Source organism: Catenulispora rubra (assembly GCF_015356825.1).
In the GTDB taxonomy this organism is placed as follows: domain Bacteria; phylum Actinomycetota; class Actinomycetes; order Streptomycetales; family Catenulisporaceae; genus Catenulispora; species Catenulispora rubra.
Genome location: NZ_JAACYW010000001.1, coordinates 168,069 through 189,707 on the forward strand (window position 1 = coordinate 168,069; position 21,639 = coordinate 189,707).

Annotated in this window: 19 protein-coding genes; 9 read left to right on the plus strand and 10 right to left on the minus strand. The window is 67.8% G+C overall.

What is annotated here, in order from left to right; genetic code table 11:
- The first annotated feature begins 42 nt into the window (after positions 1-42).
- From GWK61_RS00770 to GWK61_RS00795, 6 genes are all read left to right on the plus strand, one after another.
- Entirely contained in the window at positions 43-1,737 is a 1,695-nt protein-coding gene (locus GWK61_RS00770) for a bifunctional 3-(3-hydroxy-phenyl)propionate/3-hydroxycinnamic acid hydroxylase (protein ID WP_194903805.1), read from the plus strand.
- A complete protein-coding gene (locus GWK61_RS00775; protein WP_194903807.1) occupies positions 1,734-2,585 on the plus strand; it encodes an alpha/beta fold hydrolase in 852 nt (283 codons plus the stop codon). The genes GWK61_RS00770 and GWK61_RS00775 overlap by 4 nt, the downstream gene beginning before the upstream one ends.
- Positions 2,582-3,385: a 2-keto-4-pentenoate hydratase gene (locus tag GWK61_RS00780; RefSeq protein WP_194903808.1), complete on the plus strand. Its 804-nt coding sequence runs from the start codon at positions 2,582-2,584 to the stop codon at positions 3,383-3,385. Before GWK61_RS00775 ends, GWK61_RS00780 begins: the two co-directional genes overlap by 4 nt.
- Positions 3,382-4,320, plus strand: coding sequence for an acetaldehyde dehydrogenase (acetylating) (locus GWK61_RS00785; RefSeq protein ID WP_194903810.1), 939 nt, complete (start codon positions 3,382-3,384; stop codon positions 4,318-4,320). The genes GWK61_RS00780 and GWK61_RS00785 overlap by 4 nt, the downstream gene beginning before the upstream one ends.
- Positions 4,320-5,351, plus strand: a complete 1,032-nt coding sequence (gene dmpG / locus GWK61_RS00790) for a 4-hydroxy-2-oxovalerate aldolase (RefSeq protein WP_194903811.1) — start codon at positions 4,320-4,322, stop codon at positions 5,349-5,351. The genes GWK61_RS00785 and dmpG overlap by 1 nt, the downstream gene beginning before the upstream one ends.
- Before the next feature lie 259 nt (positions 5,352-5,610).
- Complete coding sequence (locus tag GWK61_RS00795) at positions 5,611-7,995, plus strand: hypothetical protein (protein ID WP_194903813.1); 2,385 nt, start codon at positions 5,611-5,613, stop codon at positions 7,993-7,995.
- A gap of 138 nt (positions 7,996-8,133) precedes the next feature.
- Here the strand turns inward: GWK61_RS00795 and GWK61_RS00800 are convergent, their stop codons facing one another.
- A complete protein-coding gene (locus tag GWK61_RS00800; RefSeq protein ID WP_194903815.1) occupies positions 8,134-9,021 on the minus strand; it encodes a helix-turn-helix domain-containing protein in 888 nt (295 codons plus the stop codon).
- Between the two features lie 248 nt (positions 9,022-9,269).
- Between GWK61_RS00800 and GWK61_RS00805 the strand changes: the two genes are divergently transcribed.
- Together GWK61_RS00805 and GWK61_RS00810 are read left to right on the plus strand one after the other, a co-directional pair.
- Entirely contained in the window at positions 9,270-9,665 is a 396-nt protein-coding gene (locus tag GWK61_RS00805; RefSeq protein ID WP_194903816.1) for a DUF2255 family protein, read from the plus strand.
- The gene (locus tag GWK61_RS00810; RefSeq protein ID WP_194903817.1) at positions 9,662-10,507 is read left to right on the plus strand and encodes an SDR family oxidoreductase; all 846 of its coding nucleotides are present in this window, start codon (positions 9,662-9,664) and stop codon (positions 10,505-10,507) included. Before GWK61_RS00805 ends, GWK61_RS00810 begins: the two co-directional genes overlap by 4 nt.
- Before the next feature lie 273 nt (positions 10,508-10,780).
- Here GWK61_RS00810 and GWK61_RS00815 read toward each other — a convergent pair whose 3' ends face one another.
- The 6 genes from GWK61_RS00815 to GWK61_RS00840 all read right to left on the minus strand — a co-directional run bounded on the left by GWK61_RS00815 (position 10,781) and on the right by GWK61_RS00840 (position 15,856).
- Entirely contained in the window at positions 10,781-11,137 is a 357-nt protein-coding gene (locus tag GWK61_RS00815; protein WP_194903818.1) for a DUF7668 domain-containing protein, read from the minus strand.
- Between the two features lie 43 nt (positions 11,138-11,180).
- Positions 11,181-12,143, minus strand: a complete 963-nt coding sequence (locus tag GWK61_RS00820) for an alpha/beta hydrolase (RefSeq protein WP_194903819.1) — start codon at positions 12,141-12,143, stop codon at positions 11,181-11,183.
- Complete coding sequence (locus GWK61_RS00825; RefSeq protein WP_194903820.1) at positions 12,143-13,081, minus strand: SDR family NAD(P)-dependent oxidoreductase; 939 nt, start codon at positions 13,079-13,081, stop codon at positions 12,143-12,145. Before GWK61_RS00825 ends, GWK61_RS00820 begins: the two co-directional genes overlap by 1 nt.
- A gap of 104 nt (positions 13,082-13,185) precedes the next feature.
- On the minus strand, positions 13,186-14,424 hold the full coding sequence (locus tag GWK61_RS00830) for a cytochrome P450 (protein ID WP_194903821.1): 1,239 nt from the start codon (positions 14,422-14,424) through the stop codon (positions 13,186-13,188).
- A gap of 31 nt (positions 14,425-14,455) precedes the next feature.
- The gene (locus GWK61_RS00835; protein ID WP_194903822.1) at positions 14,456-14,650 is read right to left on the minus strand and encodes a ferredoxin; all 195 of its coding nucleotides are present in this window, start codon (positions 14,648-14,650) and stop codon (positions 14,456-14,458) included.
- Positions 14,651-14,668: 18 nt separating this feature from the next.
- The gene (locus tag GWK61_RS00840; RefSeq protein WP_194903823.1) at positions 14,669-15,856 is read right to left on the minus strand and encodes an NAD(P)/FAD-dependent oxidoreductase; all 1,188 of its coding nucleotides are present in this window, start codon (positions 15,854-15,856) and stop codon (positions 14,669-14,671) included.
- A gap of 267 nt (positions 15,857-16,123) precedes the next feature.
- Between GWK61_RS00840 and GWK61_RS00845 the strand changes: the two genes are divergently transcribed.
- On the plus strand, positions 16,124-17,767 hold the full coding sequence (locus tag GWK61_RS00845; protein ID WP_194903824.1) for a flavin-containing monooxygenase: 1,644 nt from the start codon (positions 16,124-16,126) through the stop codon (positions 17,765-17,767).
- A 43-nt stretch (positions 17,768-17,810) separates the two neighbouring features.
- Here the strand turns inward: GWK61_RS00845 and GWK61_RS00850 are convergent, their stop codons facing one another.
- The 3 genes from GWK61_RS00850 to GWK61_RS00860 are packed head-to-tail and all read right to left on the minus strand — an operon-like array spanning position 17,811 to position 21,620.
- Positions 17,811-18,926 (minus strand): sugar ABC transporter substrate-binding protein, encoded by a 1,116-nt coding sequence (locus tag GWK61_RS00850; protein ID WP_194903827.1) that lies wholly within the window; start codon positions 18,924-18,926, stop codon positions 17,811-17,813.
- Between the two features lie 40 nt (positions 18,927-18,966).
- A complete protein-coding gene (locus tag GWK61_RS00855) occupies positions 18,967-20,013 on the minus strand; it encodes an ABC transporter permease (protein WP_194903829.1) in 1,047 nt (348 codons plus the stop codon).
- A complete protein-coding gene (locus tag GWK61_RS00860) occupies positions 20,010-21,620 on the minus strand; it encodes a sugar ABC transporter ATP-binding protein (RefSeq protein WP_194903831.1) in 1,611 nt (536 codons plus the stop codon). Before GWK61_RS00860 ends, GWK61_RS00855 begins: the two co-directional genes overlap by 4 nt.
- Between the last annotated feature and the right edge of the window lie 19 nt (positions 21,621-21,639).

Below are 21,639 nucleotides of genomic sequence, written 5' to 3' on the forward strand. Positions count from 1 at the left end.
GTTAGTGCATCAGCATGTAGTAAATACTGCACAAGGACGGCTATGGTCACCGCACCTGGCTCCCCCGGCTCGAGCACCGCATCCCCCCCGCAGGTCGACGTCGCCGTGATCGGCGCCGGGCCGTCCGGCCTGATGACCGCGAACCTGCTGGGCCTGCACGGACTGCGGGTCTCCGTGTTCGAGGCCGAGCCCCGGCTCATCGACTTCCCCCGCGGCGTCGGCATGGACGACGAGACGCTGCGGACGTTCCAGACAGCCGGGCTCGTCGAGTCCGTCCTGCCGCACACCGTCCCGCACCAGCTGCTGGTGTTCGTCGACCGGAAGCAGCGCGACCTGGCCAGGATCGCGCCGCCGACGGCGGACTTCGGCTGGCCCCGGCGCAACGGATTCGTCCAGCCGCTCGCCGACCGGGTGCTGCTCGACGGACTGCGCCGCTTCGACGCCGTCGACGTGCACTGGTCCTCGCCGGTGACAGGGTTCGTCCAGGACGCTGACGGTGTCGACCTCACGGTCTCGGGTCCGGACGGTACGCGGACTGTCCGGGCGTCCTACGTCGTGGGCGCCGACGGCGGCAGCTCTGCCACCCGCAGGACCCTGGGCCTGGACTTCGCAGGCCGGACCGCGACCGCGAACTGGTTCGTCATCGACATCCGTAACGACCCGTTCGGTCAGCCCGGTGCGTATGTCTGCGCCGATCCCCGGCGTCCGTACGTGTCGATCAGCATCCCGCACGGCATCCGGCGGTTCGAGTTCATGTTGAAGCCCGGCGAAACCGAGGCCGAAGCGATGACCGACGAGTTCGTCAGATCGCTGCTGAAGCCGTTCGTGCCGGCGAGCGCCCCGGTGGAGATCATCCGTCGACGCGTCTACACCCATCACTCGCGCATGGCCGAGCGGTTCCGATCCGGCCGAGTGTTCCTGGTCGGCGACGCGGCACACATCATGCCGGTCTGGCAGGGACAGGGGTACAACAGCGGGATCCGTGACGCGCTGAACCTGTCCTGGAAGCTCGCGATGGTGCTCCGGGACCAGGCCGGCGACCAGCTGCTGGACAGCTACGACTCCGAGCGCCGGGAGCACGTTCGCGCGATGATCCAGCTGTCGGCGTGGGTCGGCCGGATGGTCTCCATGACCAACAAGGTCGGGGCAGCGACGCGCGATGCCGTGTTCCGCGCGCTGTCGGCCGTGCCGAAGACGAAGGCGTACATCGTGCAGATGCGGTTCAAGCCGATGCCCACAATGAAGGACGGAGCGTTGACGCGGGCCGGGTCGATCACCGAACCGACGCCAGTGGGACGGCTGTTCATCCAGCCAACAGTCGGCACCAGGGAGAGGTCGCCGGTCAGGCTCGACGACGCCCTGGGCCCTTGGTTCGCTCTCGTCGCGTGGAACAACGATCCGGGCGCGATCCTCGACGAGGACGCACAGCGCCGGCTGAGGCAAGCCGGCGTCCGTCTCGTCGCGGCCCGGCCCGGTGTGCAACTCGACTGGGATGAGGCGGTGCCGGACGACGACGTCCTGATCGTCGGCGACCTCGACGGCTCCCTCAAGCGCTGGTTCGACGCGCACGCGGAATCCGTCCTACTCCTCCGCCCCGACCGGATCGTCGCCGGAGCCAGCCGCGCCTACGCCGCCTCCGACATGGTCCGGGCGTTCGCCCTCGCGATCGGCGCACCCGATCCGATGCCCGCAGCGACCGCGACCTCAACTTCAACCCACCGGGAGAGCACCGCGTGAACACCGTCTGGACCGGACTCGCCGGCACGGACTACTCGATCAGGCACGTCCCCGTGGGCCCATGGTCGACCCGGGTCCTGGAAAGTGGTTCCGGGACGCCGCTGATCCTCATGCACGGCACCGGCGGGCATCTGGAGGCGTTCACAAAGAACGTCCCGGCGCTCGCTGCGGAGTACCGCGTCATCGCGTACGACTATCCCGGTCACGGCTGGACGACGACGGCTGGGGCGGATCTGGAGATCGACGACTACATCGACCACTTGATCGGCCTCATGGACACGCTCGGCGTCCAGCGCGCCCATCTGAGCGGAGAATCCCTCGGCGGATGGGTGGCGGTGAAGTTCGCAGCACGCTATCCCGACCGCGTCGGCCGACTGGTGCTCAACACCCCCGGTGGGACCATGGCGACGCCGGAGGTCATGGAGCGCATCCGCGCCCTGAGCCAGGCCGCCGCCGACGATCCCAGCCAGGAGCGCGTCCGCACCCGGCTCGAATGGCTCATGGCCGATCCCGGCTCGGTCACCGACGAACTCGTCACGATCCGCCGCGAGATCTACAGCAGGCCGGGGTTCGCCGAGTCCATGCGGCACATCCTGTGCCTGCAGGACCCGGAGATCCGCCGGCGGAACCTGGTGACCGACGACGAACTGGCGGCGGTCACGGCGCCAACCCTGGTCATCTGGACGAGTGACGACCCTTCCGGCCCCGCCAAGGCCGGACTGGACATGGCCGAGCGCATCCCGTCGGGGGAATTCCGTCTCATCGAGGACGCCGGTCACTGGCCGCAGTGGGAGCAGCAGAAACAGTTCGACCAGATCGTGCTGGAGTTCCTGGGGAGGCCTGCGTGAAGGTCACCGAGGACGTCGTCGAGGCCGCGGCCGAGCGGCTGGAGAACGCCGCACGGCTCGGAGTCGCCTGTGCCCCGGTCGCGGATCTGATCGGCCCGGACGACATCGATGCCGCCTACCGGGTGCAGCAGTTACTCACCGAACGACGGCTCGCCGCCGGAGCGCGCATCGTCGGCCGGAAGATCGGCCTCACCTCGCCGGCCGTGCAGCGGCAGATCGGCGTTGACCGGCCGGACTTCGGCGTGCTCTTCGACGACATGCGCTACAACGACGGCGACGAGATCCCGATCGGCCGGCTACTGCAGCCGAAGGCCGAGGCCGAGGTGGCGTTCCTGCTCTCGCACGACATCCACGACGCCTCCGATCCCGCCGCCGTCCGCGCCGCGATCGCGTTCGCGTTCCCGGCCCTGGAGATCGTCGACACCCGGATCGCGGACTGGCGGATCGGGATCACCGACACCATCGCCGACAACGCCTCGTCCGGGGTCTTCGTGCTCGGAGCGATCGGAAGTCCGCCCGGAGCCTTCGAGCCCGTGGACGTCACGATGGCGATGCGCCGCGGCGGCGAGGTCGTCTCGCAGGGCACCGGCCGAGACTGTCTGGGCGACCCGCTCAACGCCCTCGCGTGGCTCGCCGCGACCGCCATCGACCTCGGAACGCCGCTGCGCGCCGGCGACCTGGTGCTCTCCGGTGCGCTCGGCCCGATGGTGTCCGTGGATCCCGGCGACGTCTTCGAAGCCGTCATCGCACCGCTCGGGACCGTGACGGCACGGTTCTCCCAGAAGGAAGCAGAAGCATGAAAGACGAGAAAACCGGAGTCGCCATCATCGGCTCCGGGAACATCGGCACGGACCTGATGATCAAGATCCTGCGAGGATCCGAGACTCTCCGGGTCGCCGCCATGGTCGGTATCGACCCCGCCTCCGACGGGCTGGCCCGAGCGACGCGGCTGGGAGTCGCCACGACCTCCGACGGGGTCGAGGGCCTCATAGCGATGCCGGAGTTCGAGGACGTGGAGATCGTCCTGGACGCCACGAGCGCGGCTGCCCACGTGGCGAACGCCCGGGCTCTGGAACCGTACGGGCGCCGCCTGGTCGACCTGACCCCGGCCGCACTCGGTCCGTTCGTGATCCCGCCGGTGAACCTCGACGAACACCTCGACGCCCCGAACATCAACATGGTCACCTGCGGCGGTCAGGCCACGATCCCCATCGTGGCCGCGATCTCCCGCGTCACCGAAGTCCCCTACGCGGAGATCGTCGCTTCGGTGTCCTCGAAGTCCGCCGGCCCCGGCACCCGGGCGAACATCGACGAGTTCACCGAGACCACCGCGCACGCCATCGAGGCGGTCGGCGGCGCACGCCGCGGCAAAGCGATCATCATCCTCAACCCGGCGGAGCCTCCGCTGATCATGCGGGACACGGTCTACTGCCTGATCGGCGACGCCGACCACGACGCCGTGCGGGCGTCCATCCTAGGGATGGCGGCCGAGGTGGCGACGTACGTCCCCGGGTACCGCCTGGTCCAAGAGGTCCAGTTCACCCCGGTCGAGAAGACCGACGTGGCGACCTTGATCGACCCGGACGCCGCTGTCGCCTGGAAGGTGACAGTGTTCCTCGAAGTCGAAGGCGCGGCTCACTACCTCCCGGCGTACGCCGGGAACCTCGACATCATGACATCGGCGGCAATGCGTGTCGCCGAACGGATCACGAACCGGCCGAAGGTGGCGGTGTGATGACGGCCGGGATCAATACTCAGAATGAGATCTACGTCCAGGACGTGACCCTCCGGGACGGCATGCACGCGATCAGGCACAGGATCACCCCGGAGAAGGTCAGCGAGATCGTGCGCGCCCTCGACCGCGCAGGCGTCGCCGCGATCGAGATCAGCCACGGCGACGGCCTGGCCGGCTCCAGCCTCAACTACGGTCCGGGGAGCCACACGGACTGGGAATGGATCGCTGCCGCAGTCGAGAGCGCGGAGAGCGCCGTCATCACGACACTGCTGCTCCCAGGCGTGGGCACGATCACCGAGCTTCGGCGCGCGTATGAACTCGGCGTGCGTTCAGTGCGCGTGGCTACGCACTGTACCGAGGCCGACGTGTCGGCACAGCACATCGCGGAGGCGCGCGCATTGGGGATGGACGTCTCGGGGTTCCTGATGATGAGCCACATGATCGGGTCCGCAGAGCTTGCTCAGCAGGCCCTGCTGATGGAGTCCTACGGCGCGCACTGCGTCTACATCACCGACTCGAGCGGCCGCCTGACCACGGACGACGTCCGTGAACGGGTGCGGGCGTACCGAGACGTCCTCGACGGGTCGACACAAGTGGGGATCCACGCGCACGAGAACCTCTCACTCGCCGTCGCCAACTCGGTGGCCGCGGTCGAGGAGGGAGCGATCCGCGTCGACGCCTCGCTGGCCGGACAGGGAGCCGCGGCCGGCAACGCACCGATCGAGGCGTTCATCGCAGTGGCGAACCTCCGGGGCTGGAAGACCGGTTGCGACCTGTTCGCACTCGAGGACGCCGCCGACGACCTGGTCCGGCCGCTCCAGGACCGCCCGGTGCGCGTCGACCGGGAGACTCTCACGATCGGATACGCCGGCGTCTACGGCAGCTTCCTGCGTCACGCGGAGATCGCGGCATCGCGCTACGGCGTGGACGCCCGCGAGATCCTCATCGAGGCCGGCCGGCGCAAGCTCGTCGGCGGGCAGGAAGACATGCTGACCGATATCGCGCTGGACCTGCAGGCTCAGACGCACTGATCACTCTGGTCCCGCCGGATCGTCGGCGGGACCGCTAGGTCGTTTCGGGGGCTCTTTCGTGTGGTCGCTTGGTCGACCCCGTCCGGGCACTCCGCTCAGCTCGGCGGCCAGGCTACCAAGTCCTCGATCTCGACCTTGCGGATCACACGCTCGCCACAAGGTCTTCAGGGGCCGCACGCCAACGGGTGGTCCCCGGCACCGTCGCGAAAACGCCACGGCAGGAAATGGCCTATGCCGCGATACGTCTATCGCTATCCTGATGGCTTCCATCGGTCATGAGTTAGATGAAGTTGGCACGATGTCTGCTGGATACATCGCGGGAAGAGTAGCCCTCCGGCCGGTGCGCGTCGGCCTGATCATCGACCCTGGTAACTGGGAGTCGCTTCGCCGCGCGGTGAATTTGGCGACGAGCACCTGGGGCGGCGTGGGGTTTCCAATCTTCCAGGCGGAAGATGAAGCGCGCGTGCTAAGTGAGGCAGTCGCGCTGGGAGTCGATGTTCTGCATGCCGTTGGCACCGGCGGCGCAGCTCGTCGGCTCGCATCAACAGCAGGTTTTGCTTGGAGCTCGTTTCAAAACCGATCGCCGTTCTTAAGAGACGACTCCGGGCTCGACAATCATCTGCTTCCGGCATCCGCTTTGTTCGACTGGTTCCGGACGCAGCGACTCGAGACCGTTCGAACTGCCTACGTCACCTGGGAGCCCGACCACCCAATGACCAGGGTTCTGGCCATCTGGTTCGGCGAGTTCGGAAGTGAAGCGCCACAAATCGCCGACCGTATGGCGTGGGAACGGATCGCATCACCGATACGGTTGGGACGGGGACTGCTGTTGCCACCGGATCCGCCGTCGACCATCGATCAGCTCTCGGTGACAAGAGAAGAAGTCGTGCTGGAGCCACACTCACAGCACAGAGGAATCGTTGTCATCGAACCCGATAGCGTAAGTGACTTGGTGTCATGGTGGAACCTCCGTGCCTGCGGGCACGAGGTCATGCCGTGGGCGCATGAGCATGCCGACATCCTTGAACCTGCCCTCGCCAGATGGCTGGCTCAGGTTGCTGCTGACGGTCCGCCCGGGAAGCCAACTGCTATCGCCGTCTGGCACAGCTGGGAGGACGACCTTCCACGACGGCTCGTGAGCCTGGTTGACGATGGACGATTCAGGCTCCAGCAATACGACAAGGGCCTCGACGAGTCATGCTTCGGCCCAATGACGACACGGCACACCAGGTCTTTCAACGCTGACGTTGACCTCTCGCACGGTTCGATTTCGGTGCCGGTACCATCGTTGGATTTCTTACCTCGCCGCTCATCGTGGACCCACCTAGGTATGGTCGCTGCGATAGTTGAGGTCTTGAGTGAGTCGGGACTGCCTGCCGGTACTCGGGCGATCATCCCTGCGGCACGTCGGCTAACGGCTCGGCTCCACGACCTTCTCACTCCATTCTTCAGGGCCCGTGATCGCGGGTACGTTTTCCCGACCCGCGTTGCGAATGAGTCGGTTGACCTCAGATTCTTCCGCGCGGAGCCGTTCATTGTCGGGCTGCTGTCGGAAGCCGGCTTCGCAGCACGCATCGGCGAGAACGGCCGACGACTTCAACATCGCATCGGCCTGCTCGGTGGAGCACGAGAAGACAGCCTGGCAAACCAGCCGGCGGTACGCGGGGTCGTTCGTAAGGCACTGGATTGCCGAGACGGCGTCAACGTGAAGACTCTGCTGGGATTGGCGACGAAGTACGCTGGTGGGTGGGAACGCGTCGCGGGCCTTGGGGGAAACAGACCGCACGAGGACTACGCCAATGCCGTTCTCGGTGTCCTTGGGAGCTGCGGGGTCCTCCAGCCCCAAGCCCGTCTGACATGCATGGGTTGCGGCAGCGCAGTGAGGATCCCGCCGCCATCGCTTGGAGACTTGATCACGTGCGAGCTCTGTGCGGCGTCGCTGCCACTGGCCCGCTACTTGGCCGAGAAGCCTGGGAGCCCGATGGCATGGGAGTTTCGCGCAACACAAGCCTTCGACCCGGCCCATTTCAACGAGACTGTCCCGGTGATGGCGGCGCTGTCCGTATTCGCGGCCGCATTCGAACAGATGCTGGACGGCAATACGCCACTTCATGTCGTTGGCGCCGAGCTGACAAAGGACGGTCAGGCGCGCGAGTTGGACTTCGTAATCGCGGCCCAAGACTTTGCGATGCCCGCGATCGTCATCGGGGAGGCCAAGGCCGGCCACCCCGACGCTCCTAAGCCACGCGAACTTCTCACTGCCGAAGACCTCGAACTCCTGGAGAGCGTGCAGGACTCAATCCGAGCGATCGGTATCGACTGCTGGATTGCTTTCACCACCTCACGGCCACGCCTCCACCCGTCCGAGATTGAACTACTCCGCCGGTCATGTGAGCGGTCGCTGACTCCGGTGTACGACACGCATGGACACGTGCTGGATGTGCTCCCGATCGTGCTGACTGGTGAGGCGCTCTCGGTGCACTCGATGGACCAGCGTCATCCCGTCCGACAGTCCAATGATTTCCCGAGGCTTCCAGCACTCGGAAGACAGTCGTGCGTCAGAGAACTCGGCCTCGTCGCTATGGACCATGAGCCGGACGGCTCAGGCCGGATACGAGCCAAGCCGCGCTGGTCATCGATATAGCTGTCGAACCCGCTAGCGGTCGTGAGCCGATCGCCGCGGCGCCGCCTAAGTCCGGGCTCGAGGTACACAGGGCATCGTCGGATGTTCTCATCGCGCGTCAGGGCCGAGCCGTTGCGCTATGCCGCCAGCTATTCACCGTCAGTGGTGGGCAAGCTCTCCGGCCTGTTCGGCGGTGGCGGCCCAGCTCGCCAGTACTTTGAGGCCGTCGGCCGCGCGAGTGCCGGCCGCGGCGGTGTAGACGAGCAGGGTGAGGCCGGGGTGGGCCGGGAACTCCATAGCCTCGAAATCGAGGTCCAGGGCGCCGACCACGGGGTGATGCAGCCGCTTGCGACCGACGCGGTGGAAACGGACGTTGTGGGCGGCCCAGCGGGTGCGGAAGTCCTCGCTACGGGTGGACAACTCGCCGATGAGTTCGATCAGTTGACGGTCACGGGGGTTGCGTCCGGCTTCAGAACGGAGCATGGCCGCTATGTCGTCCGCGGCGCGCTCCCAGTCGCTGAAGAACTCGCGGGCCGCGGGGTCGAGATAGACGAAGCGGGCGTTGTTCGCCGGGCGGCGCGGGTCGGCCAGGACCGGCGCATACAGGGCGCGGGCCAGCTGGTTGGCCGCGAGCAGGTCGTGCCGGGCATTGCGGACCCAGGCCGGAGCCTCGGTGATGGCGTCCAGGACCTGTTGCAGCCCGTCGGTGACACCGTCGCTCTTCACCCGGCGTCCCCGCGCGGTCGTGGGCCCCGCAGCGCGGGCGAGGTCGAACAGGTGGGCACGCTCGGCCTCGTCCAGCTGCAGAGCGTTGGCGACGCCGTCGAGGACCGCGTCCGAGGCGCCGGCGAGGTTGCCGCGCTCCATACGCACGTAGTAGTCGACGCTGACACCCGCCAACAGGGCGACCTCTTCGCGCCGCAGCCCCTTAACGCGGCGGTTGCTCCCGCCGTAGGCGGGTAGCCCGGCCTGCTGCGGGGTGAGGCGTTCACGCCGGGAGACGAGGAACTCCTTCACCTGGGCTCGGTGCTCCGCTCGGATGTCCATGAGATCCAGGGTAGGCGCGGTCAGCGGCAAGACGGCCGCACGAAGGAGGTACTGCCGTTACCTGGAAGAACAGTCACTCCCCGCGCGTGGCCAAGACGCGTTGACTTACTTACGCAACCACGACCACCGGCAGTGCCACACATGACCGCCGCAGCTCTCGCGAATTGCACCCAAACGGGTCGCCGCCGTGGGCATCGCCCCATGGCAGCGAGGATCGTCAACGAGCAGCAACCAGACGAGGAGGAGTGATGACCACCACTGCCTGGACCGAAAGCGACCTGGCCGAGATCGACAGGCACGACGAGGTGCACATCGCCCCGCGCCGCTCCGACGGCGCCCTGGCCGCGCTCAGGACCGTGTGGGCCGTCCGGGTCGGCTCGAAGGTGTACATCCGCTCGGTCAACGGGGCCGCCGGCGCCTGGTACCGCACGGCGAGCGCCAGCCACGAAGGACACCTCACCTCCAGCGGCATCGCCAGCGACGTCGTGTTCGCCGTTGTCGACCCTACCGATGCCCTTCAGGACCGCATCGACGCCGCCTACCGCTCCAAATACAACCGCTACCCCGGTCCGGTAGCCCGGATCACTGCGGACAAAGCCCGAGCTACGACCTTTGAAATCCTCCCGGAAGGAACCTCCTCATGAGCAACGAAGTCGCTGTCGTCATCGGCTCAGGCAGCATCGGAGTGGCCATCGCGCGCCGCGTCGGCACCGGCCGCACCGTGCTGCTCGCCGACTACAGCGAGAAGAACGCCCTGGCCGCGGCCGAACAGCTCCGCGGTGAAGGCTACGAGGTGACCACCCGCGTCACCGACGTCTCCGACCGCGGCGCGGTCGAGTCCTTGGCCGACGCCGCAGCCGCCTTGGGCCCGGTCACACAGGTGATCCACACCGCGGGCGTCTCGCCCACCCAGGCCAGCACGGAACGCGTCCTGCACGTCGACCTGCTGGGCACCGCGATGGTCCTCGACGCGTTCGCCCACGTCATCGCCCCCGGCGGCGCCGGCATCGTGATCGCCAGCATGGCCGGGCACCGCGAGAGCCCCTACGCCCCCGACGTCGAACACGCTCTGGCCACCACCGACACCGCCGATCTGCTCAGCCTGCCGTTCCTGCAGCCCGACCAGATCGGCTCCTCGGTGCATGCCTACGCACTGTCCAAGCGCGCCAACTCCCTGCGGGTCCAGACGGCCGCCGCGGCGTGGGGCAAGCGCGGAGCCCGCCTCAACGCCATCAGCCCCGGCGTCATCATCACCCCGCTGGCCCTGGACGAACTCTCCGGACCCCGCGGCCCGTGGTTCGAGCACGTCCGCACCACCTGCGCGGCCGGACGCTTCGGCACCCCCGAGGAGGTCGCTGTGGTATCCGCGTTCCTGCTCGGGCCGGACGCCGGCTTCATCACCGGCGCCGACCTGCTCATGGACGGCGGTGTGACCTCGGCGCTGCGCACCGGGGAGCTCTCCATGTCGCCCGCGCCGACCTCCTGAAGTCCGCGACTGCCCGCGCCGACGCCAGCGCCGACCTGGTACGGCCGTTCCAAAACCGCCCGGTGCGCGTCGCGCGCGAGATCCTCATCGAGGCCGGCCGGCGGAAACTCGCCGGGTGCAGGAAGACATGCTGACCGACATCGCGCTGAACCTCCAGGCGCAGACGCGCTGAACACTGAGCCCGTTCCAGCCCGTCCATGAGTTCGGCAGCGGCTATCGCTCAGGACGTATCGTGCACTCGCCCTGAGCGGAGACGTGGAGGTACTGCCCGAACTACGGCACGCGAAGATCTCTGATCTCGACCTGGACCTGGCCGTCGTGCTCGCGAATGACGGTCTCGAGCATCATGTCGCTGCGGCCCTCCTCGACAGACCACAGCTCGATGTCGATCATCCATTCGCCACGCTCGCGGTCATGGAACACGTGGGCGTATTGCCATGCCTCCGGCGGAAAGGCCACAAAGGTGGCCGGATAATCGCGCGCCCACACGCCAAGGTCGTGGACCGGAGCGTCGGCGTATGGAGAGAAGTCCCGCGTGAGGCAGTCGTAGTCGCCCGCCGCGATTCTTTCGGCGATCTGCTCCAGGACCGGACGGAAGCGTTCGGGCACCGGTTCATCATCGTCGCGCACGGAACCCGAGTCTGGCGTACCGGCTCCGGGACGGCCACCGCCTCTACTCGAACGCAGTCGCCAGCGCCTCATACACGTCGCTCAGGAACTGCGTAGTCCGCTGCGTACTCGGGCGCGCGACGAACCCGCCGTGAATAACCCCCGGATAGACGTGCAGCTCCACAGGTACGCCTGCGCGCGACAAACGCACCGCGTAGTCGACGCTCTCATCAAGGAACGCGTCGACGTCGCCGATCCCGACGAAGCCCGGCGCCAAGTCGCTCAGATCCTCGGCGCGCGCCGGCGCCGCGGTCGGTGGGACCTCGCCGCCCGCGAGACCGCCCAGATACGCCTGCCAGCACAAGCGGTTCGCCGACAGGTGCCACAGGCCCCAATGGCCCGGGTCCTCGCTCGCGCGGATCGACGCCGTCAGCTCGCGGTCGTCGAGCATGGGGTAGACGAGCAGCTGCAGTCGTGGTTGCGGCACGCCGGCGTCCCGGAGACGCAAGCACAGTGCGGCCGCCAAGCCGCCGCCCGCGCTCGCCCCGCCGACGACCATCCGCTCCGCGTCGACGCCGAACGCCGCCGGGTCTTTGGCAACGCGGCGCCAGACCGTTTCCGCGTCGTCCAGACCGTCCGGATAGGGGTGCTCCGGGGCGAGGCGCCAGTCGACAGAGACGACCGTGCAGCCGAGCTCGATCACCATCCGGTCCAGGCGGTCGTCGTTCTCTGCCAGGTTGCCCATGACGTAGGCGCCACCGTGGAGCCAGACCAGGCAGGGCAACGCTTCACCGGCACCGGCGTCCACCGGGCGGTACCAGCGGACCGCCACGTCGGGCCGCCCGTCACAACCCGGGATGACCGCGTCGCTGCGCTGGACCCGCGGGTCCGGAGGCACCGGTCGCGCGCTGACCGCCGCGTAGGAAGCCCGCAGCGTCGCGATGCTCGAAGGATCCCACCGCGGCAGCCGATCGAAAGCAGCCAGCGTCGCGGGCTCGACCCGGCGGAACTGATCGATGGCCGGCATCATCGGGCCCCTGTTCCAGCGCTGAGCTGGTGCTTGAGAAACGATCCGGACCACCCCATCAAATCCGAGGGGACGTAGTAGTCCTTCTCATCGTTGATCGCGTCCCAGTGTTCGGCGACGTCCTCGACGGTGGCTGGGCCATCCTCGTGCACGAAGCCATCTGTCGAGGCGATGAAGAGCCGCGCGAAACGGCCGGCGCCGGCCGTATAGATCTCTCCACTAACGGGACAGCTCTCATGCGCCAGGAACCCCACCAGCGGCGCCACAGCATCCGAGGGCATGAAAGGGCGGCCGGGGACAGCTTGGGCATCGTCGCCCAACGGCTCGCCCCCGGCCATGCGCGTCTGCGCCGCCGGCGCGATCACGTTGACCTTGATCCCATGGCGTTCGCCGGCAAGTCTCGCGCTGCGGGCCAGGCCGATCACGCCGGCCTTCGCCGCGGCGTACGACAGGTTGTTCTCGAGACCGAACACGCCGGTAGAGGTCGTCAGCACGACTCGGCCGTAACCCTGCTCGATGAAATGCGGCCACGCGGCGCGCAGGGTGTTGAACGAGCCGATCAGGTGAACGTCGAGGTGCTGCTTGAGATTCGCCAGATCGACGTCCGGCAGGCCGCCCCACCGGATGATTCCGGCGTTGGCGACCAGCACATCGACCCGGCCGAAGCGGTCGAGCGCGCACTCGATGATCGCTTCGGCCCCGCTCACCGTCGACACGTCGCTGGTGTCGGCCGTCGCCTCGCCGCCGGCGGCGGCGATCTCCTCGACGACCGACTGCGCGGGCCCACTGTCGGCGCCCTCGCCCTCGATCGAACCGCCGAGGTCGTTGACGACGACCTTCGCCCCCCGCTCGGCCAGGAGGCGGGCGTACGCGCGCCCGATGCCCCGGCCGCCGCCGGTGACGACCGCGACCCGTCCTTCGAAACCGAACTCGTTCATAGGTGACTCCCGCTCGTGCCACTCGTCGTACTTCGCGCCTCGTCGCGCGCTGACGTTCCAGGGACCGGCTGGTCCAGAGACCGGCGCCTTCCGGCCCCGATGCGCTACCAGGCCACGGGCAGCTCGTAGACGCCGTAGGCGAGCGAATCGCCCCGGAACTCGAGCTCGTCCCGGGAGACCGCCAGGCGCAGAGTCGGCACGCGCCGGTAGAGCGTCCCGTAGACGACCTGGAGTTCGATCCGGGCGAGCTGCTGCCCCAGGCACTGGTGCGGGCCCCAGCCGAAGGCGACGTGGTGCCGGGCCTCACGGGTGAGGTCGAGACGGTCCGGCTCGGGGAACGCCGCCGGATCCCAGTTGCCGGCGGGCAGCGGGACGACGATGCCGTCCCCGGCCTGGATCGTCTCGCCCTCGAGCTCGATGTCCTCGCGGGCGATCCGGCGCTGGCCGAGGTGTGCGATGGTCAGGTAGCGCAACAGCTCGTCGACCGCGTTCGCGACGAACTGCGGGTTCTGCGCCGTCTGCAGGAGCGCCAGCTGCTCCGGGCTTTCGAGCAGCAGCGCGGTGGCCAGCGTGATCATGTTCGCGCTGGTCTCGTGACCGGCGATCAACAGCACCATACACAGCAGCGTGGCGTCGGCGATGGTCAGCTCCTCCACCTTCACCCGCGCGGCGAAGTCTGACAGCACATCGTCGCCCGGCTCCTCGATCCTGGCTTCGAGCAGCCGGGTGAGGTAACCGCCGAGCGATTGCATGGACGCGACGTTCTCCTCGGCGGTCACATCGCGCTTGGTCGCCACGGAAGCGTGTTCCTGGAAGAAGTCGTGGTCGCTGTAGGGCACGCCGAGCAGTTCGCAGATCATCAGCGACGGCAGGGGCAGCGACAGAGTGGTCACCAGGTCGGTCGGGTTGGGACCTGCCAGCATCTGATCGATGAGCTGGTCGGTGTACTTCTGGATGGCCGGCCGGAGCTTCTCCATCCGGTTGCGCGTGAACGGGCTCGTCATCATCTTCCGGATCCGCGCGTGCACGTCCCCGTCCGCGTTGAAGATGGTCAGCGGCCTGTGGGCGACCGTCTCGGCCATGGCCTGGGTCGGGAACGGGAAACCGGGGACGTGCTCGTCCGTGCTCACCCGCGGATCGGTCAGAATGGCACGCTGGGCGGCGTGCCCGGTGACGAGCCACGGGGTGCTGCCGTCCCAGATGCGGGCGCGCGCCACGGGCTTCGCGTCCCGCAGCTCGAGCAGCTCGGCCGGCGGGGCGAACGGACACTGGCTGGAACGGGGGGTCGGGTACTCCGGAACGGCTATGCCGGCGGCGGTCGCGCCGGTGTCCGAGTCAGCCATGGTCTTTCCTCCAGAAATGGTGGGGGGCACGCTATTCCTCGATCCGAATCGCCAGCGCCGGACACATCACCGCGGCGTTGCGGACGTCGTCGGCCCGCTCCGGCGGCGGATTCTCCATCAGCAGCACGGCGACGCCGTCCTCGTCACGCTGGTCGAACACGTCCATGGCGGCCGAGACGCACTGCCCGGCCGCGACGCACTTCTCCTCGTCGATGACGACCTTCATAAGACCTCTCCTGATCGTTCAGTTGGTGGGAGCCAGGGCGGGGAGCGCGTCGACGACCTTCTGCCGCCACAGGCGGGCCTGCTTGGGCATGTTCCAGCCGAGGACGCCGGTGACCAGGCCGCCGCTGTGGTACCGCGCGACGAAGCGCCGCGCCGCCACATCGCCCTCGACGACGTCCACCTCGGCGTCGACCGGCAGCACGCCGTGTACCTGGATCTTCGTGTCGAACTGATCGGTCCAGAAGTACGGCACCGGCACGTACGGACGGTCTTCTCCGAGGATCGCGCCGGCGACGGCATCGGCCTGCTCGGTGACGTTTGTCCGGTTCTCCAGCCGGATCAACCGGCCGAGCTGCTCGTGGTGCCACCGGGCCACGTCGCCGACCGCGTAGATCCCCTCTGCCGCGCGGCACCGCGAATCGCAGACCACGCCGTTGTCCAGACGCAGACCGCTGTCCGTCAGCCACTCCGTCGTCGGAGTGGCGCCGATCGCGACCACCACGACGTCGGCCGGCAGAACCGCACCGGAAGCCAGCCGCACACCGGCGACCCGGCCCTCTTCGCCGACGAGCCCTGCGACACCGTCCCCCAGCCGCAACTTCACGCCGCGCTCGGTATGCAGCTCCGCCAGCACTCCCGCCACCAGTGAGCCCACCTGCAATGCCATCGGCGCCAACTGCGGTCCGGTCATCGTGACGTCCAGGCCCAAGGTCCGCGCCGTGGCCGCGATCTCGGCCCCGAGGACGCCCTCACCGACGACCACCAGCTGCGAGCAGGCCGACAAGGCCTGTCGCAGGGCCAGTGCGTCGTCGAGGGAGCGCAGCACATGGACGCCGGAAAGGTGATCTTGTCCGGGGAGCTTGCGCGCTCGCATTCCCGTGGCGATGACGATCGCGTCGGCTTGCAGGTCCCGTCCGCTGTTGACGCGCACGGTCCGGGCCTCCACGTCCAATGCGATCGCCGAGTCGCCGAGGACGAACTCGGCGTCCAGCGCCGACAGGGCTTCGGGAGGGCGAAGGACGGCCCGCGCCGGCTCCCACGCGCCGGACAGCACCTGCTTGGACAGCGGCGGCCGATCGTAGGGAGCGTGCGCCTCGTCGCCGAGGACGGAGATCCCGCCGGCGTATCCCTTGCGCCGCAGCGCCTCGGCGGTGGCCAGTCCCGCCGCGGACGCACCGACCACCAGCACACGGGCCGGGGCCGTCATGGCAGAACCCCGCGAATCCCCGTGGCGTCGTCCTCGATCCTCACGCATGACTCCGTTGCCGCTTGAGTGCGATGTCTGTCAGACGAAAAATAGACCTAGCGGTCGGTACAATCAATGCGGGGGACGGAGACCCAGCTCACAGCACACCGCGGCGCGGCCATTGATCGGATCCGTCGACCCCTCTACGCTGACGTTATAACGACCGGTCGGTCTATTTTTGCGCGATCCCACCCGGGAGAGATGGTCCCGGGCCACCCTGGAGGGCACATGAGCGAGGCGGCGAAGGACACCGGCGCTGGAAACAACGTCGACATCGACGTCCTGATCCTGGGAGCCGGCGTCACCGGGATCTACCAGCTGTACCGAGCCCGCGAAGCCGGGTTCTCGGTGCGACTGCTCGAAGCCGGCGCCGGGGTCGGCGGCACCTGGTACTGGAACCGCTATCCCGAGGCGCGCTTCGACTCCGAGAGCTACACCTACGGCTACCTGTTCTCGAAGGAGCTGTGGGAGGAGTGGGAGTGGTCGGAGCGGTTCGCCGGACAGCCCGAGATCGAGCGCTACTTCAACTACGTGGTCGACCGCTTCGACCTGCGGCGCGACATCCACTTCAACACCAAGGTGACGTCAGCCGTCTACGACGAGCCGGCCGGGACGTGGACCATACAGGCCGACGACGGCACCTCGGTGCGCGCACGCTTCCTCATCGCGGCGACCGGCATCCTCTCGGTGCCGTTCATCCCGGAGGTTCCCGGGCAGGAGCACTTCCGAGGGGAGCAACACCACACCGGCCGCTGGCCGACGACCCCCATCGACTTCACCGGCAAGCGCGTGGCCCTCGTCGGCACCGGATCCAGCGGCGTGCAGATCGTCTCTGCCATCGCCGACGAGGTGGCCTCGCTCACGGTCTATCAGAGGACCCCGGACTGGTGCACGCCGCTCAACAACGCGCCGATCACTGCCGAGGAGCAGTCGGCCCTCAAGGCGGACTACGAGACCATCCGCGAGACGCTGGGCAGCTCGCCGAGCGGGTTCCTCCACACCGCCAACCTGCGCAAGGCCCACCAGGACAGCGAGGAACAGCGGCAGCAGTTCTACGAGAAGATGTGGAATAGCCCAGGCTTCACCAAGCTGACCGAACACTACGTCGACCTGCTCACCGATCCCGTCGCGAACGCCGAGTGGTGCGAGTTCATCGCCGGGAAGATCCGCGGCATCGTGGAAGACCCCGAGACCGCGGACAAGCTGATACCCAAGGACCACGGCTACGCCGGGCGGCGGCCACCCTTCGGTACCCGCTACTTCGAGACGTACAACAAGCCGAACGTCTCGTTGGTCTCGCTCCGGGAGACACCGATCGTCCGCATCACCGAGTCGGGAATCGAAACAGCCGACGGCGTGCAGGACATCGACATCATCATCTGGGCCACCGGCTACGACTTCGGCACCGGTGCGCTGAAGCGGCTGGGCGTGCGCGGGCGGCAAGGCCTCGCCCTCGAGGACTACTGGGCGGACGGCCCACGCACCTATCTCGGCGTCGCAGCCGCCGGCTTCCCGAACTTCTTCTTCCCAGGCGGACCGCACGGCGCGATGGGCAACAACCCGCGGTACTCCAGCGACCAGGTGGACTTCGTCACCGACGCGCTCGTTCGCACCCGCGACCACGGTCAGGACGTCATCGAGACGGACCCCGCTGCCGAGGAGAAGTGGACCGACATGGTCAACGACTCCGGCTCACAGTCCCCCTTCCTGGAGAGCAGCTACTTCTACGGAGCCAACATCCCCGGCAAGCCTGTCGCGCAGCTGTTGAATCCGAAGGGGCGGCGGAACCTGCAGAAGGTGATCGCTGGAGCCGTCGAGAGCGACTACTCGGCGTTCGTCTTCACGAAGGTATCCGAACACCGCGGTCCCTAAGCCCCAGAGATCTCCTACGCCTTGCGCTTCTAGCCGAAGGGGTTCAGCCTGTCCGGCCCCACAGCTTGAGGTATGTACCCCGCCAGTCCACGTCGCCGTTCCAGGGGACAGTCGTGAGGTTGTCCCCAGTGATCAGCTTGAATGGGCTGGTGACGGTGAGCGGCACGCTCTCCTTGTTGAAGATCCGGTTCATCTCGTCCAGTGCCTGATAGGCGTTCCATTCGGTCGATGTGGCGACGTCGGCGGTCTGCACCTTTCCCTTCTTGACGTCGTCGAGGTTCGCGGCGTTGCCGTCGGAGGAGACCAACTGGATCTTGTCGCCGTTGGTGCTGCGCTGGATGACGGGGATGACGGCGGTGGCCGCGGCGTCGTAGGCGGCCCAGACCATGTCGGTGTCGGGGTGTGCGGCGAGTGCCGCCTGGAACTGGGTGGGCAGGGTCGTCGACAGGCCGGCGATCTGGAAGTGGATGTCGTCCGTGACCTTACATCCGGGGCAGTACTTCTTCAGCGCCGCCAGAACGCCCTCGTGGTACTGCACGACGGAGGGGAATTCGGGATCGTTGACCAGCAGGATCTTGCCCTTGCCCTTGGTCGCTACTGTCATCTGGGCACCCATCACCATGCCGTAGTCGTAGGCGTCGGGTTCCACCGTGGTGTCGAACTGCCCCTGCTTGAAGGGGCCTCCCTGTGCGTCGACGAGTGCCAGGCCGGCGGCACGGGCATCGTCGAGGGCGGGCTTGAGCTGATCGCCGTTGCCGGAGAAGAAGAAGATCCCGTTGGCTTTGAGCCGGATCGCGGTTTGCACGGCCGCGCGTCCCTTGTCGGGATCACCGGCGGGGTCGATCATTTTGGTCTCCCAGCCGACCGCCTTGGCGGCTTCGGCGAAGGCGTCGACTCCGCGCTTGCAGTTCTCGGCTGCGTAGCTGCACGGGATCGTCACGATCAAACGTCCCGGCGCGACGGGCGGAGACGAGGCGGGCAGGCTGGCGGACGTCACGTCGGCTCGGTACTTTCCGACGTAGTCCGTCGCCGCCTGTAGTCCGGCGGCGGAAAAGGATCCGGAGGCACTGCTGTCCGTCTTGGAACAGCCGGCGAGCAATGCGGCGGACAGCGAGACGCCGAGCAGGACGGTGAGCGCGCGTGATCTGAGAGCGGTCATGGTTGTTTCCTTGGATTGGGGCGATGGAAGCCGACTGGGGTCAGGACGAGGTGTGGGTGGCCCGGCTGCGAGCGAGGAGTACCGAGGCGGCGACCGCGACGATGAGGGCCGTTCCGTTGAAGATGTTGGTCACCCAGGTCTGGGCACCGAGAAGAGTCAGACCGTTGGAGCCGACCGCCAGCAGGAAAACGCCGACCACAGTGCCCCAGACGTTGAAGTAGCCTGCCTTGATCGTGGTGCCGCCGAGGAAGGCCGCGGCGTAGGCGGGGAGCAGGAAGTCCGGTCCGATACCCGGTGGCACGCTGCCCGATCTCGACGCCTGCAGGAGGCCCGCGATGGCGGCGAGCGCTCCTGCGGCGACGAACGCGGTGGTCAGATAGCGGCCGGTGCGCACTCCACTAAGTCGAGCCGCGTCCCGTCCCATGCCAGTGGCGCGCAGATAGCGGCCGAACGGTGTGCGCTCCATCGCGAACCAGAGCGCCACGGCCAGGGCGAGGAAGTAGCCGAGGACAGTCTGTACGCCGCCGAGCTTGGTAATGGTCAGATCGGCGAACGAGCCCGAATTCAGGGTCAGCAGGGAGCTGTTGGTGAGGATGAGGTTGCCGCCGGCGAGCAGTGTGCCGACGCCCAGTGTCGCGATGAACGCGTTGACTCCGACCTTGACCACCAGGAACGCGTTGAGGAAACCGGTTCCGCAGCCCACCAGCAAGGTGAGCAGGGCGACGAGCGGCCATGGCAGTCCCGCGTTGGAGGCCCAGGTGGAGAAGATCGCGCTGAACCCTAGGATCGCGCCGAGGGACAGGTCGAACTCGCCCGCCGCGAGCGGGAGGATCGCAGCCAGGGCGAGGATCCCGGGGATGGACTGGTCGGCGAGGACCGCCTTGGCGTTGTCCCAGGTGGGAAAGGTATCGGGAGCCGCCACGGAAAACGTCGCGACCAGTAGAGCGAGGAAGATCAGGGCGCCGTAGCCGGACACCGCACCGCTCGCGGCTGTACGCCAGGTGCGTGGCGGCGGGGACGGGGCCTGCTCCGGCAGATCTGGTTGCTGCGATGCAGTGGATGCCGCGGATGTGGCCGACGTTGTCATGTGGGCTCCTTCAGGTGGGCCGGTGCGTGAGCCCTGGTGGACAGGAGCGTGAGCCGCTCCTCGCTGATGTCGTCGCCTTCGACCAGGGCGACCTGCGCACCCCGGTCCAGAACCAACACCCGGTCGCACAGGGCTGCGAGTTCTTGGAAGTCGCTGGAGGCGAGCAGCACAGCTGTGCCGCCGGATGCCAACGCTCTGATCGAGGTCGCGATCTCCTGTTTGGCCAGGGCGTCGACACCCTGGGTGGGTTCGTCGAGCAGCAGGACCCGGCCTCGGCGGCTCGCCGCGCGAGCCACCACGACCTTCTGCTGGTTGCCTCCGGACAATGTGGCGATCGGCCGCGCGGAGTCGGCCGGCTTGACCGAGTAGTCAGCGATCAACCGGGCTGCATCGGCGTGCTCCGCGTCCGCACGAAGCGTGCCTGCGCCGGTGACGAAACTGCGCAGCCGTCCCAGAGAAAGGTTCTCTCGTACGGTCATCGGCAGCACGCAGCCGTCGACGTGCCGGTTCTGCGGTACGCAGGAGACGCCGCGGGCCAAAGCGTCGGCGGGCGCCTCGGGGGCGTACGGCTTGCCGTCGACAGTCATCCGGCCCGCAGTGGGTTGCTCGGCGCCGGCAAGGATCCGGATGAGTTCGCTACGACCGCAACCGACCAGCCCTGCGACACCGAGGATCTCTCCGGCACGGACCTGTAGTCCGACGTCTCTCAGTCTCCGGCCCGACAGGCCGTCGGCGGTCAGCGCGGCATCACGGTCCGCTTGGACCTGGGGACGTTCGGCCCTCGCCTCCGGAGTGAAGGTACGACCGATGACGAGGGAGACGATCGCGGCGGAGCTGAGTCCCTGCGACTCCTGGTCGGCGACGAGGCGCCCGTCGCGCAGGACGAGCAGCCGGTCGGCAATACGGCGTACCTCGTCGGTACGGTGGCTGACGTAGATGACCGTGCCACCGGCGGCCCGCAGGCGCTCCAGAGTCCTCAGGACGGTGCCGACCTCTTCTGCGGGCAGAGAGGCGGTCGGTTCGTCGAGGACGAGGATGTTCTTGCGGAAACTTGCCTCGGCCGACTGTGCGGAGTCGTCCTGGTCCTGGAAGGCCCGCGCCACGCCGACCATGGTCCGGGTCGTCGGATCCAGCGCCGAGACCAGACTCGCCGCGTCCCGGTCGATCCCGAAGAACGCCAGCGCCCGTGCGACGTGCCGGTTCTGCGCCCGGCGGTCGATCGCCATGAACGGGCCCCGGGTACGGAATCTTTCCGCCAGGGCGAAGTTGTCCGCGATGGACAGCGCCCCGACGAGACCGACGTCCTGGTGCAGGAAGCGGAGGCCGTGGGCGTGCGCCTGGGCCGGCCGCATCGGCAGGGTCACCGGCTCGCCCGCCACGTGCAGGATGCCGCCGGGGTCGGGCTCGTACACACCTGCCAGGATCTTGATCAGCGTCGACTTGCCCGAGCCGTTCATGCCCAGCAGCGCGGTGATTTCCCCGCGGGGGACGTCGAAGGACACATCGGCGAGTGCCCGCTGACCGGCGAAGGATTTGCTGACGTGGCGCAGGCTAAGCGCCGGTAGCGGTCGGCGGGCCGGGTCCGTGGAAGAGTCGTCGACTGCCATGGTTCTGTACCTCGCTCGG

Bases quoted from the DNA above. Each gene is read 5' to 3' on its own strand.
- GWK61_RS00770 (WP_194903805.1), top strand. From the start codon at position 43: ATGGTCACCGCACCTGGCTCCCCCGGCTCGAGCACCGCATCCCCCCCG.
- GWK61_RS00785 (WP_194903810.1), top strand. From the start codon at position 3,382: ATGAAAGACGAGAAAACCGGAGTCGCCATCATCGGCTCCGGGAACATC.
- dmpG (WP_194903811.1), top strand. From the start codon at position 4,320: ATGACGGCCGGGATCAATACTCAGAATGAGATCTACGTCCAGGACGTG.
- GWK61_RS00795 (WP_194903813.1), top strand. From the start codon at position 5,611: ATGGCTTCCATCGGTCATGAGTTAGATGAAGTTGGCACGATGTCTGCT.
- GWK61_RS00800 (WP_194903815.1), bottom strand. From the start codon at position 9,021: ATGGACATCCGAGCGGAGCACCGAGCCCAGGTGAAGGAGTTCCTCGTC.
- GWK61_RS00805 (WP_194903816.1), top strand. From the start codon at position 9,270: ATGACCACCACTGCCTGGACCGAAAGCGACCTGGCCGAGATCGACAGG.
- GWK61_RS00810 (WP_194903817.1), top strand. From the start codon at position 9,662: ATGAGCAACGAAGTCGCTGTCGTCATCGGCTCAGGCAGCATCGGAGTG.
- GWK61_RS00820 (WP_194903819.1), bottom strand. From the start codon at position 12,143: ATGCCGGCCATCGATCAGTTCCGCCGGGTCGAGCCCGCGACGCTGGCT.
- GWK61_RS00825 (WP_194903820.1), bottom strand. From the start codon at position 13,081: ATGAACGAGTTCGGTTTCGAAGGACGGGTCGCGGTCGTCACCGGCGGC.
- GWK61_RS00830 (WP_194903821.1), bottom strand. From the start codon at position 14,424: ATGGCTGACTCGGACACCGGCGCGACCGCCGCCGGCATAGCCGTTCCG.
- GWK61_RS00835 (WP_194903822.1), bottom strand. From the start codon at position 14,650: ATGAAGGTCGTCATCGACGAGGAGAAGTGCGTCGCGGCCGGGCAGTGC.
- GWK61_RS00840 (WP_194903823.1), bottom strand. From the start codon at position 15,856: ATGACGGCCCCGGCCCGTGTGCTGGTGGTCGGTGCGTCCGCGGCGGGA.
- GWK61_RS00845 (WP_194903824.1), top strand. From the start codon at position 16,124: ATGAGCGAGGCGGCGAAGGACACCGGCGCTGGAAACAACGTCGACATC.
- GWK61_RS00850 (WP_194903827.1), bottom strand. From the start codon at position 18,926: ATGACCGCTCTCAGATCACGCGCGCTCACCGTCCTGCTCGGCGTCTCG.
- GWK61_RS00855 (WP_194903829.1), bottom strand. From the start codon at position 20,013: ATGACAACGTCGGCCACATCCGCGGCATCCACTGCATCGCAGCAACCA.
- GWK61_RS00860 (WP_194903831.1), bottom strand. From the start codon at position 21,620: ATGGCAGTCGACGACTCTTCCACGGACCCGGCCCGCCGACCGCTACCG.